Source organism: Flavobacterium silvisoli, assembly GCF_004329815.1.
In the GTDB taxonomy this organism is placed as follows: domain Bacteria; phylum Bacteroidota; class Bacteroidia; order Flavobacteriales; family Flavobacteriaceae; genus Flavobacterium; species Flavobacterium silvisoli.
Genome location: NZ_SJPE01000001.1, coordinates 141,531 through 153,339, shown reverse-complemented (window position 1 = coordinate 153,339; position 11,809 = coordinate 141,531). Strand labels below are relative to the sequence as shown.

General features: G+C 40.9%; 14 protein-coding genes and 1 tRNA gene. 7 read left to right on the top strand and 8 right to left on the bottom strand.

The genetic code is table 11. The features are described 5' to 3' along the window. Positions 1-97 precede the first annotated feature (97 nt). Both EZL74_RS00645 and rsmI read left to right on the top strand, forming a co-directional pair. Positions 98-1,018, top strand: a complete 921-nt coding sequence (locus tag EZL74_RS00645) for a hypothetical protein (RefSeq protein ID WP_131474654.1) — start codon at positions 98-100, stop codon at positions 1,016-1,018. Positions 1,019-1,040: 22 nt separating this feature from the next. After that, positions 1,041-1,757 carry a 16S rRNA (cytidine(1402)-2'-O)-methyltransferase gene (gene rsmI / locus EZL74_RS00640; RefSeq protein WP_131474653.1) on the top strand — a complete coding sequence of 239 codons (717 nt, stop codon included), beginning with the start codon at positions 1,041-1,043 and terminating at the stop codon, positions 1,755-1,757. A gap of 34 nt (positions 1,758-1,791) precedes the next feature. On the opposite strand, the gene ade is transcribed toward rsmI, so the two are convergent. After that, positions 1,792-3,414, bottom strand: coding sequence for an adenine deaminase (ade, locus tag EZL74_RS00635; protein ID WP_131474652.1), 1,623 nt, complete (start codon positions 3,412-3,414; stop codon positions 1,792-1,794). Positions 3,415-3,546: 132 nt separating this feature from the next. Between ade and recJ the strand changes: the two genes are divergently transcribed. Continuing rightward, a complete protein-coding gene (gene recJ, locus EZL74_RS00630; RefSeq protein WP_131474651.1) occupies positions 3,547-5,235 on the top strand; it encodes a single-stranded-DNA-specific exonuclease RecJ in 1,689 nt (562 codons plus the stop codon). Here recJ and EZL74_RS00625 read toward each other — a convergent pair whose 3' ends face one another. Genes EZL74_RS00625 through EZL74_RS13175 form a run of 3 tightly spaced genes read right to left on the bottom strand, consistent with a single transcriptional unit; the run spans position 5,236 to position 6,665 of the window. Next, positions 5,236-5,988, bottom strand: a complete 753-nt coding sequence (locus EZL74_RS00625; RefSeq protein ID WP_131474650.1) for a UDP-2,3-diacylglucosamine diphosphatase — start codon at positions 5,986-5,988, stop codon at positions 5,236-5,238. A 12-nt stretch (positions 5,989-6,000) separates the two neighbouring features. Further along, positions 6,001-6,453 carry a 6-pyruvoyl trahydropterin synthase family protein gene (locus tag EZL74_RS00620; protein WP_131474649.1) on the bottom strand — a complete coding sequence of 151 codons (453 nt, stop codon included), beginning with the start codon at positions 6,451-6,453 and terminating at the stop codon, positions 6,001-6,003. A 38-nt stretch (positions 6,454-6,491) separates the two neighbouring features. Then, the gene (locus EZL74_RS13175; RefSeq protein ID WP_193553744.1) at positions 6,492-6,665 is read right to left on the bottom strand and encodes a hypothetical protein; all 174 of its coding nucleotides are present in this window, start codon (positions 6,663-6,665) and stop codon (positions 6,492-6,494) included. A 127-nt stretch (positions 6,666-6,792) separates the two neighbouring features. On the opposite strand from EZL74_RS13175, the gene EZL74_RS00615 reads away from it, so the two are divergent. Beyond that, a tRNA-Ala gene (locus EZL74_RS00615) sits at positions 6,793-6,866 on the top strand. Positions 6,867-6,902: 36 nt separating this feature from the next. Here EZL74_RS00615 and EZL74_RS00610 read toward each other — a convergent pair. Next, positions 6,903-7,475, bottom strand: coding sequence for a DUF3109 family protein (locus EZL74_RS00610; RefSeq protein ID WP_131474648.1), 573 nt, complete (start codon positions 7,473-7,475; stop codon positions 6,903-6,905). Between the two features lie 123 nt (positions 7,476-7,598). Here EZL74_RS00610 and EZL74_RS00605 point away from each other — a divergent pair, with 123 nt between their 5' ends. The 3 genes from EZL74_RS00605 to EZL74_RS00595 are packed head-to-tail and all read left to right on the top strand — an operon-like array spanning position 7,599 to position 9,022. Beyond that, complete coding sequence (locus EZL74_RS00605) at positions 7,599-8,174, top strand: MarC family protein (RefSeq protein WP_131474647.1); 576 nt, start codon at positions 7,599-7,601, stop codon at positions 8,172-8,174. A gap of 38 nt (positions 8,175-8,212) precedes the next feature. Continuing rightward, positions 8,213-8,410 (top strand): hypothetical protein, encoded by a 198-nt coding sequence (locus EZL74_RS00600; protein WP_131474646.1) that lies wholly within the window; start codon positions 8,213-8,215, stop codon positions 8,408-8,410. A gap of 3 nt (positions 8,411-8,413) precedes the next feature. Next, on the top strand, positions 8,414-9,022 hold the full coding sequence (locus tag EZL74_RS00595) for an FAD-dependent oxidoreductase (RefSeq protein WP_131474645.1): 609 nt from the start codon (positions 8,414-8,416) through the stop codon (positions 9,020-9,022). A 2-nt stretch (positions 9,023-9,024) separates the two neighbouring features. Here EZL74_RS00595 and EZL74_RS00590 read toward each other — a convergent pair whose 3' ends face one another. The 3 genes from EZL74_RS00590 to EZL74_RS00580 form a co-directional block, all read right to left on the bottom strand. Next, a complete protein-coding gene (locus tag EZL74_RS00590; protein WP_131474644.1) occupies positions 9,025-10,593 on the bottom strand; it encodes a S41 family peptidase in 1,569 nt (522 codons plus the stop codon). 15 nt (positions 10,594-10,608) lie between these two features. After that, on the bottom strand, positions 10,609-11,043 hold the full coding sequence (locus EZL74_RS00585) for a deoxycytidylate deaminase (RefSeq protein WP_131474643.1): 435 nt from the start codon (positions 11,041-11,043) through the stop codon (positions 10,609-10,611). 144 nt (positions 11,044-11,187) lie between these two features. Then, the gene (locus tag EZL74_RS00580; RefSeq protein WP_131474972.1) at positions 11,188-11,781 is read right to left on the bottom strand and encodes a HupE/UreJ family protein; all 594 of its coding nucleotides are present in this window, start codon (positions 11,779-11,781) and stop codon (positions 11,188-11,190) included. Positions 11,782-11,809 lie beyond the last annotated feature (28 nt).

Sequence of the window (11,809 nt, the reverse complement as noted above, 5' to 3'; positions counted from 1 at the left end):
AATTTTAATCAAGGTTCCTTATTCGCTTTGCAAAATAAAATACCGGGAAGGAACTCACTAAAAAAAATAACGCCGAGTTACCATAATTTTAAAACGTATGAAAAAAAGATTAGAAGCCGAATTAATCAGCATTGCCCACCGAATTTTAAAACTGAAAAATAAATCGGAAGTAGATCAATTGTATAAAGAAACTCAAAAACTATACGAAACACTAACGGTTTTAAAATTCTATCAGGACAATTTTGAATCGGTGAATGCAGATGTGGCAGAAGCCGTTTTAGAAGAAAAGTTAACCCATCATTTAGAAGAAACTGTGGTTGAACCCGTTTCAGAAATCCTGTCGGCAGAACCTGAGAAAGAAACTGAAGCAACAGTTGAGGTTGAAATAACAACTGCTTCGGAATCGGCGGTTGAAGAAATTATTCCAGAGGAAGAAGAAGCCCCGGCTCCGGAAGTGGTGTCGGAAACAACACCGGAGCAAGAAACCGCGGAAGAAACCCAACCGGAAACGACTGAGCAGAAAGCTCCCGCTTTAGCGTTCCAACCCATATTTGAGCTGGAAGAAGAAACCCATGAAGAACCGGCACCCGAAGCTGAAGAGGAAACGGTACCAGCTGAAACGGCTTCAGAGGTAACACCGGATACCCCAAAAGTTAAAGTAGAAAATTTCCTGAGTGATGAATTCAAAGACCCGATTTTTGTAAAGCCAAATGACGTGTCTCTGTTTGCAACATCCGCCACTGAAGCAATCAGCGAGCCAAAATCACCGGTTATTCATGAGTCAAATACAAAATCGATTGCCATAGGACTGAATGACCGAATTGGATTTGTGAAACATCTTTTTGATGAAAGCAACGAAGATTTTAATCGTGTGTTGTCGCAGTTGAATACTTTTGATTCGTTTGAAGAAGCCAAAAACTTTATTGATGATATGGTAAAACCGGATTACAATAATTGGCAGGGCAACGAAGATTATGCGGAGCGTTTTATGGAATTAATTGCCAACAAATTCCAATAATACTGAACTAATGCAGTATAAAATGGGGAAGCTTTACATTGTTCCGACACCAATAGGTAACTTAGATGACATGACATTCAGGGCGATTGCCGTTTTGAAAGCAGCCGATTTAATTTTGGCCGAAGACACTCGTACCAGCGGTAAACTGCTCAAGCATTTTGAGATTGCGACCCACATGCACAGCCACCACATGCATAACGAGCATAAAACAGTGGAAAATTTAATCAAACGATTACAGGCCGGAGAAACCATAGCACTCATCAGCGATGCAGGAACGCCGGCCATTTCAGATCCCGGATTTTTGTTGACCCGCGCCTGTGTCGAAAACAATATTGAAGTGGATTGCTTGCCCGGTGCTACCGCTTTTGTACCTGCTTTAGTCAATAGTGGTTTGCCCAATGACCGTTTTGTGTTTGAAGGGTTTTTGCCTGAAAAGAAAGGCAGACAGACTCGTTATTTGGCATTAGCCGAGGAGACAAGAACCATGATTTTTTATGTTTCGCCTCATAAATTAGTAAAGACGTTAGCTGAGTATGTTCAGTATTTTGGTGCTGACCGACCTGTTTCGGTTTCACGAGAATTATCTAAACTACACGAAGAAACCATCCGCGGAACTGCTGAAGAAGTCCTGAAACATTTTGAGGCCAAGCCACCCAAAGGAGAAATAGTGGTAGTGGTTGGCGGAAAGGTTTTAGAAGCAAGAAGCAAGAAACAAGAGGCAAGAGGCACAGAAGATTAAAATTATTTTTCTGTTGCAGCAAAGCGTCTTTCTTCTACTTAACTTCCAAATCTACAAACGAGAAGCTGTTGCCGCTGAATAATCCTTTGTCTGATAATTTCAAATCAGGAATAACCAACAATGCCATGAAGGAAAGTGTCATGAACGGAGCTTTCAACGTACTGCCTAATGATTTAGCCATTGCGTCAATTTCCTGATACAAACGCCCGGCTTCCCAACCGTTTTTATCGCTCATGATACCCGCTACAGGTAGTGCCAGTGATTTTTGAACCTCGCCATTCACTGCACAAATTCCACCGGTGTTTTGGATTAACAGATTCACCGCATGGCAAATTTCTTCATCCGAAGTTCCTACCACAACAATATTATGACAGTCGTGCGCTACTGAACTGGCAATGGCTCCTTTTTTTAAACCAAAATTTTTGATAAAAGCTACTGCCGGCGGGGTATTGGCATAGCGGTTCACGACAGCCATTTTTAAAATGTCATTTTCAACATCGGAAACCAATTTCCCGTTTTGTAGTAATGACGCATGGTGAATTTCATTGGTAATCAATTGGCCTTCCAAAGCTTCAATAACGCGAATTGTTTTGGCGGAACTCGGAACCTCAAAATTGCTCACCTTTTTAGCAGAAGTATTGAAATTGTTAGGCGTTTCAAAAGCGACGTGTTTCACAAACGACTTGCCGTTTTCGGCTACTAATTCTCCGTTGATGTAGGTTTGTTTTACTTTGAAGTTTACCAAATCTTCTACTACTATAAAATCAGCGTCATCGTTTTCTCTGAGTAATCCCACATCCATTTTGTAATGATGCACCGGATTGACACACGCCGATTGCAATACTTTAAAAACATCAATACCTTTAGCAACCGCGCGGGCACAAAGTTGGTTGATGTGACCCAAAATCAAATCATCAGGATGTTTGTCATCCGAGCAAAACATCATATTATTATAATGGTTCGGAAGTAAGTCAATCAGAGCTTCAAAGTTTTTGGCGGCGCTGCCTTCGCGAATGATGACCTTCATGCCAAGTGATAATTTTTCAGCGGCTTCCTCATACGTAAAACATTCGTGATCGGTAGAAATTCCGGCTGAGATGTATTTTTTTACAGGTTCTCCGCGTAATCCCGGAGCGTGACCGTCAACCGGTTTACCGAAATGTTTGGCCCAGGCAATTTTTTTCATCACTTCTTCATCGTCAAACAAAACGCCGGGATAGTTCATCATTTCGGATAAATAATAAATATCAGGCAAAGCCATTAATTCTTTGATTTGTTCTGAATCGATTACAGCTCCGGCCGTTTCAAAAAAGGTAGCCGGCACACAGGACGGAGCGCCAAAATGAAACTTCAGAGGCACTTTTTTACCGTTATCAATCATGTAGTGCACGCCTTCTTTTCCCAAAACGTTGGCAATTTCATGTGGGTCTGAAATAGTTGCTACTGTTCCGTGCAGTACAGCAATCTTGGCAAATTCGGAAGGCACCAGCATCGAGCTTTCAATATGAATGTGGGCGTCAATGAATCCGGGTAGGATGTAGGTTTTTACCTCGTGATGTTTTTCAATAACGGAAACTATCTTGCCATTGACCACGGTAATTTCTCCCGAATAAATTCGTTTATTTTCGATATCTACAATCTGTCCTTGAATTTGCATTTTACAGTACTTTTATACCCCAAAAGTAATAAATATAAAGTCAGTTTTTCAAAAGGAAGGAAAGAGTTGTTTTTAAAATATTTTTCTTACTTTTAGTATTTGTAATTTATAATTCTCAATTCGTAATTAAGTATGCGCTGGACCCAAAAACCCAAACCCGATTCTGAAAAAGTAAAAGCCTTGGCAACCGAGTTAAAGGTAAGTGAACTCATAGCTACACTTTTACTGCAACGCGACATAGCAACGTTTGAACAGGCGCGCCAATTTTTCCGACCGAGTTTGGAGGATTTGCATGATCCTTATCTGATGAAAGACATGGATAAGGCTGTGAGTCGGATTGAAACCGCTATAGAAAACAACGAAAATATATTGGTTTTTGGTGATTATGATGTTGATGGAACCACAGCGGTTTCTTTGGTGTCAAGTTATCTGAGAAGTTTTTACCCTAATGTGGCCACTTATATCCCCGATCGTTATGACGAAGGGTATGGTATCTCCTATAAAGGTATTGATTTTGCCGAAGACAATGAATTCACGTTAATTATTGCGCTGGATTGCGGAATCAAATCGGTTGACCATGTTGCTTATGCCAACGAAAGAAACATCGATTTTATCATTTGTGATCATCACCGACCGGGAGATATGTTGCCCGAAGCAGTTGCGGTACTCGATCCCAAAAGAGAAGACTGCACCTATCCTTACGACGAATTGTGTGGGTGTGGGGTTGGATTTAAATTGGTACAGGCTTTAGCTAAAAATCGAAACCAAACCTTGGCCGATTTGCAAATTTACCTCGATTTAGTGGCTACAGCCATAGCAGCAGACATTGTTCCCATGACCGGAGAAAACCGCATTTTGGCCAAATTTGGGTTAGCAGTAATCAATTCGGCACCGCGTCCCGGTATCAAAGCTTTGATTCAAAATGTAAAGAAAAAAGCACTTACCATTACCGATGTTGTCTTTATTATTGCACCGAGAATCAATGCTGCCGGACGAATTAAACACGGAAACGAGGCTGTTGCGTTGCTGACAGAATACGATTTGGATCAAGCCGAACAATTTGCTTGCGAGATTGAAAAATACAACAGTGACCGCAAAGATTTAGACAAGCAAATTACTACTGAGGCGCTTTCGCAAATTCACGAAAATAAGGAAACCCAAAACTTCACTACGGTTGTTTACAATGAAAATTGGCATAAAGGGGTTATAGGTATCGTAGCCTCCCGACTGACAGAAACCTTTTACCGTCCAACCATAGTTTTTACCAAAAGCGGTGATAAGTTGGCGGCTTCAGCAAGATCGGTGAAAGATTTTGATATTTACAATGCCCTAGAAGCTTGTGCCGAACACCTCGAACAATTTGGCGGACACATGTATGCTGCCGGTATGACGCTTAAAGAGGAGAATTATGCGGCTTTCAAAGAGGCATTTGAAAGAGTGGTTCAGGAGACCATTCATCCCGATTTACTCACACCTGAAGTTTCTGTTGATGCCGAAATAAACCTAACCGATATCAACGAAAAATTGCTTCGCATTCTGAACCAGTTTGAACCTTTCGGACCTCAAAATATGACTCCCGTATTCATGACTAAAGGCATGAAAGATACCGGTTATGCCAAAGGAATTGGGATAGAGGAAGACCATTTAAAATTGTTTGTCAAACAAAATGGCTCGGATGGATTTGGGGCTATAGGTTTCGGATTGGGAAATAAATTAGAACGGGTAAAAAACCAAGCTCCTTTTGATGCGGTTTACTGCATAGATGAAAATGAGTTCAACGGGAATGTCAGCATTCAACTCCGATTGAAAGATTTGAAATAATTAATATTCTTTCAATTCAAATTGTTCTCCGTCAAAAACGCCATAGGTAAAATAACCAATCCAGTCGCCTAAGTTTACGTATTGAGCATTTTCTCCCACTTTGATTATCATAGGAAGGTGCCGATGACCAAAGACCAGATAATCATAGTGTTTGGTTTCGAGTTTTCGTTTTGAGTATTGCACCAGCCATTCGTTGTCTTCGCCTAAGAACTTAACATCAGCCTCGCCCGAAATCAGTTTGTTTTTTACCGATAAGTATTGTGCCAGCTTCATACCAATATCAGGATGCAACCATCGGTACAGCCATTTAGAAAACGGATTGGTAAATACTTTTTTCATCCGTTTATAACCTTTGTCTCCCGGCCCTTTGCCGTCGCCGTGACCAATTAAAAACGCTTTGCCGTTAAATTCGTATTCCTGATTGTCGTGATACACCGGGATGTTCAATTCTTTCTGAAAATAATCGTGCATCCATAAATCGTGATTCCCCACAAAAAAATAAATCGGAATTCCACTGTCACGAATTTCGGCCAATTTGCCCAGCACTCTTATAAAACCTTTTGGAACAACAGTTTTATATTCGAACCAAAAATCAAATAAATCACCCAAAAGAAAAATGCATTCGGCATCTTTTTTCACCTCGTCGAGCCAGGCAACGAACTTTTGTTCACGCGGAAAACTGGCCTCGGGTGTTGGTGCACCAAAGTGCTGGTCGGAAGCAAAGTATATTTTCTTGTGGGGAGTTATAGTCATCAAAAGGGAGAGTTATGCATTATCAGAAGCGTACCATTCGGCAAAAGACGTGTCTGTTTCCTGTAGTTTTAAAGAATGCAACTGAATGTTGTCGGGCAAACGGTTTTTTATTTTTTGGGCAAAATCAGTAACCATATTTTCGCTGGTGGGCTGATAATCAACCAAAATAACGTGATGCCCGCGCGATTTTAATTCGTTGGCTAACTCAACGTGAGGCGTGTTTTTATTAAAAACCGTAGCATGGTCAAACAAGTCAACAATCTCCTCTTTTACAATTTTCTTCAAATCTGAAAAATCGATTACCATCCCGAATTTTACGTTCTCAGTATCCGTTATGGGTTGCCCGATTACCGTTACCGAAAGCTTGTAACTGTGCCCGTGTACATTTTTACACTTGCCGTCATAGCCGTAAAGAGCATGCCCGGTTTCGAAAGAAAATTGCTTGGTGATTCTGATGTTGCTCATAGTAGGTGTTTTTGCCCTGCAAATTTAGTAAAATATAACTACTCTTCGTTTTGTCTTTTTTTGGCGCGTGCATACATCCACCAAGCGGCTCCCACAATAACTGCAAACGGGAGGATGTTTCCAATCCAAACCCCGATGAGGTAGCTGTTATCCGGGGCATGTTTGATTTTTTCGTTAATGTCTACTTGTTGGATGAGGAGGATGAGTTTCATGATATTTATGAATTGAAATCAGTTGTAATCGTGGGACATTGATATAAATTTTTAATAAAAATAAAAAAAGTTGGCTTTAGAATTGTTTTTTGTTTTTATAAAATGATATATTTGCTCACTCAATTTTGGGGATGTAGCTCAGTTGGCTAGAGCGTTTGGCTGGCAGCCAAAAGGTCGTGGGTTCGAGCCCCATCTTCTCCACAAAAAAGCCGTCTCGTTTTTACCGGACGGCTTTTTTTATTTTCCGTTTTTTAAATCTTCGGCTACCTTTTCTAATTCAGTGTACCAATCCTGGCCGAATTTTCGAATCAAAGCTTCTTTTACAAATTTATACACTGGCACTTCCAACTCTTTTCCCAGAGTACATGCCGGATTGCAAATGTCCCAACGGTCATAATTTACCGCCGAAAATTCGCTGAAATCTTTCACGCGAATAGGGTACAAATGGCAAGAAACCGGTTTTTTCCAGTTTATAATCCCTTGGTTGTAGGCTTGTTCAATTCCGCAAAGCGCTGTTTTTCCGTCAAAAATAACATAAGCACAATCCTTATTGTCAATTAGCGGTGTTTCTAAATCCTGGTCGGTTCCAACCACCCAAGTGCCCAGTTTTTCAATGGCTTCAATACCTTCGGGGCGCAGAAACGGTTTTACTTTCGGATAGATTTCTTCCAGTATTTTGGTTTCTTCCTGAGTCAGAGGGGCTCCGGCATCTCCGTCAACACAACAAGCTCCGTGGCAGGCTGAAAGGTTGCACACAAAATCTTTTTCAAGAATATCTTCGGATACTATGGTTTTGCCTAATTGAAACATGAATGATTATAGGGTTTAGGATTTGCGATTTAGGATTTTTATTTTCACCGCAAAGGTAAAAATCAATTTGGGTTAATTGACTTATGACGTTTTAAAAACCTAATTTTGTAAAAAATTTAAGGTATGAGTATAGATTTTAGAGAAATTGCCACGGCTACCATGGTTCTTTTTGCCGTGATAGACATAGTTGGGAGTATTCCGGTGATTATTGATTTGAGAGCCAAGTTTGGCCACATCCAGTCGGAAAAAGCTTCGTTGGTTTCTGCCGGAATCATGATTGCTTTTCTTTTTGTAGGGGAAGAAATCCTCAAGTTAATCGGTATAGACACCAACTCGTTTGCTGTTGCCGGTTCGTTTGTGTTGTTTTTTTTAGCGTTAGAAATGATACTCGGTATACGTTTATACAAAGATGAAAAGGCGTCTTCGGCTTCAATTGTTCCCATTGCATTTCCCCTAATTGCCGGGGCCGGAACCATGACAACCTTACTGTCGTTACGTTCCCAATTTCAAACGGTTAATATTATTGTAGCGATATTTTTAAATATTATTTTGGTTTACATCGTATTGAAATCGTCCTCTAAAATTGAAAAAATGCTTGGAGAAAACGGTCTGAGTATTATCCGAAAGGTATTTGGTATAGTACTTTTGGCAATTGCTGTTAAATTATTTGCCGCTAATGTTAAAGGACTTTTTGCGTAACAGCATATTTTAGTATTTTTGTCACCTAAACGAAGTACATGAAAATTTTTACCAATATTCTTCTTTTTATTGCTGTTGCTCTGATAATAGTCAATATTTTTCTTCTTGATTTCGACAAACCTTTTGAAGGCAACAGTGTGATTGCTCTCATTGGTATTGTTGCCTCTTTTTGTGCCGTTTTGATACTGATGATTTTCAAAATGTCAAAAAAAATCGAAGACAAATTAAAAAACTAAATCATGTTTGATGTCCTTATCATAGGCGGAGGAGTTTCGGGCATGTCTTGTGCCTTGATTTTGGGTTCAGCCCAAAACAAACCTTTTGCTGCAGATAAAAAAATAGGGATTATCACCCACCAAAAAGCATCCTCATTACAGGATGCAGTCTTTTTCAATGCTTACGGAATCACTTCGGGGAAACTCGGTGCCGCATTGCTTGAGGAAAGTAAAGAGCAGTTGGCCGATAATTACGGACATGTTGTACAGATTCCGGAAGAGAAGATGATGAAGATTGAAGGCGAGGCCGGAAATTTTGTGATAACTACCAATAAGAATATCCATCAAGCCAAAATAGTGGTTATGGCCATCGGAGCCGGAAATCCTTTTACCATTGAAGGTCTCGAAAAATTTGTCATACCACATCAAAAAATTATAGCCGAGAAAAACCGTATTCAGCTGCGCAACAACGACCACAAAGTTACAGAAGGAATTTATGTAACCGGAACGTTAGCGGGTTGGAGAAGCCAGTTGGCAATAGCGGCCGGTAGTGGTGCTGCGGTGGCTACAGATATATTGACGCTATGGAATAACGGGGTTCATGTGCAAGTGCACGACAGTGTTCGAAAATAAAATTACTTCAGCACGGCTTTCAGCATAGCATCATCTTTCAAAATCACTTGGTAGTAATTGTTTTCGCCATACAATTGACGGGCAAATTCGGCAGTGATGTATTTTTTAACCAAAACTCTGTTGTTTTCTAATTTTATCTCTAAACCGGCATCTTTCAGATAACTTTCAAACTTTTGAATGTAGCCCGTTTCGTTTTGCATTTTGGTTAGAAAAGTATTGAAATCCATTCCCTGAAAAGCTTTTCGGTTTTTGTCTAATTGTTCGAAAACAAAGTGCCCGACAACACCCGAATTTAAAATATAAGCCAAACTTTCTTCCCCTTTTTTGACTTCAAGCGGCACGAAAATATCAGGAACGATTCCCCCTCCGCCATAAACGATGCGCCCTTTTTTGGTTTTGAACTTCAACGAATCGGCGACTTTTATTTTGTCTTTAGCATAGAGTTCTCCACTTTCAAAACGTTTTTCAAAATCATGACTGTACGCTTCGCTCTCGCCTTTAGTATATGGTTTTTGTATCGAACGTCCGCTTGGGGTGTAATATCGCGAAGTCGTCAACCTTACGGCCGAGCCATCTTCAAAATCCATTTCGCGTTGCACCAATCCTTTTCCGAAAGAACGACGACCCACGATGGTTCCTCTGTCATTATCCTGAATGGCTCCGGCCAAGATTTCGCTGGCTGATGCCGAGTTTTCATCGATTAAAACAAAAACTCTTCCGGTTTCAAAAATGCCTTCATTGGTGGCGTATGTCTTATCGATTTTGCCTTTGCGATTTTTGGTGAAAACAATGAGTTCTTTGTCTTTCAGAAGTTCGTCAGCAATGGCTACTGCCTTCTCCAGATAACCACCACCGTTGTCTCGTAAATCAATGACTAAAGTGTTCATTCCTTGTTTTTTCAAGGCTTCCAATCCGGTATAAAACTCGTCATAAGTATTTTCGGCAAATCGATTGATGCGGATGTACCCCGTTTTTTTATTGAGCATCAGATAAGTGTCGACACTTTTAATCGGAACCACTTCGCGCTCAACGGTAAGGGTTAGTTTTTTGTTGGAGCTTTTTCTGAAAATGGTCAGTGTTACTGTTGAACCTTCTTCGCCTTTGAGTTTGTTGTACAAACTGTCGGTTGGCAATTTTCGGCCAAATAGTTTAGATTTGTCGGCATATAAAATACGGTCTCCGGCCTGAACGCCCGCTTTTTCTGCGGGGCCACCTTTCAGTGGATTGACCACGGTAACCGTGTCATTGTACATGTAAAAATTTACGCCAATCCCCACAAAGTCACCTTTCATAATTTCGGCTTCTGAAGATTGTTCGCTTGGCGGAATGTAAACTGAATGAGGGTCGAGGTTAGCCAATATGCTGCTCACTGTCAAATCGACTATCGAATCGGAATTGATGTTGTCAACATATTCGTCGTTGATGAAATCTATCAACCGTTCTATTTTGGCTTTACTGGCGCTTTTTTTAGAAAGGGTTCGGGTTGGGAAATTCAACATGCCGCCAATGATGATTCCCAAAGCAACGCAGGAGAACAATAACAGGGGCAGGTATTTTTCTTTTGATTTCATAGAGACAGGCTCCGTCTATAGTGATTCTAAATTCTCGATTTGGTGTACTACAACTCCGGCTTTTTCTAAAAAGTCTACACCCGAAGTGTCGCGGTAACCGTGTTGGTATACTACCCGTTTGATGCCCGACTGGTGGATGAGTTTGCTGCATTCTTTACAAGGCGATAGCGTGATGTATAGTGTGGCGTGTTCGCAGGTTTGGGTGGAACGGGCTACTTTGGAAATGGCATTAGCCTCGGCATGAAGCACGTACCACTTGGTTAGGCCTTCGTCGTCTTCGCAGCAGTTTTCAAACCCGGAAGGGGTTCCGTTGTACCCATCGGAGATGATCATGCGGTCGCGTACGATGATGGCGCCTACCTGTTTGCGTTTGCAATAGGATAGTTTGCTCCACTCGGCAGCGATTCTTAAATAAGCTACGTCGTATTTTTTTTGTTTTCCTTCTTTCATTTTGTATTGAACGGGTTTCAGTATCGCAAGGATAACAGGTATTCAAATGGTTGTTTATCTAGCCCTGATGGGAGCGGCACCGAAGTAGAGCGGACAGCAGGAACATGGATAGCAAATATACCCAAACGTTTCGCTTCTGAACAATTATTTTTGCCAAATTTCGTTCTGTAAAATCATAGGAATGACTACTCCTACAATAAAGGCGGAAATGGTTAGGGTCCAATCGCGTTTGGAGAATTTGAACAAGGTTTGCGTCATGTAGGCCAACAGTAATGCGGCAAGAACAACAATAATTTGGGCCGCTTCAATTCCGATTGCGAATTCAAACAGTGGTAAAAGCTTGTCGGTAGGTTTGCCGGAGAGGATGCTGTTGAAATAATTTGAAAAGCCAAGGCCGTGTATGATTCCGAAGAAGACCGTTATTATGCCTACGAATGAAATGCTGTCTTTTTTACTCGATTTACCCGAAACGATAATGTTGTACAAAGCCGTTATGAGTATGGTTATGGGAATTAAAAATTCGACGATATTGGCTTTTACGGTGACGATGTTGAATACCGAAAGCATGAGCGCCATGGTGTGTCCCAGAGTAAACAGTGAAATCAGAATCAGGATGCGTTTCCAGGATTTGAACTCGTAAGGAACTGTGAGTGCTAATAAAAATAAAACGTGATCGTAGGCAAAAAGGTTGAGCACGTGTTTCAACCCGATGTTAAAGTATATCCAGAAATCAGACATGGTAATTTGGTGGTTTTGGAACGTAAAC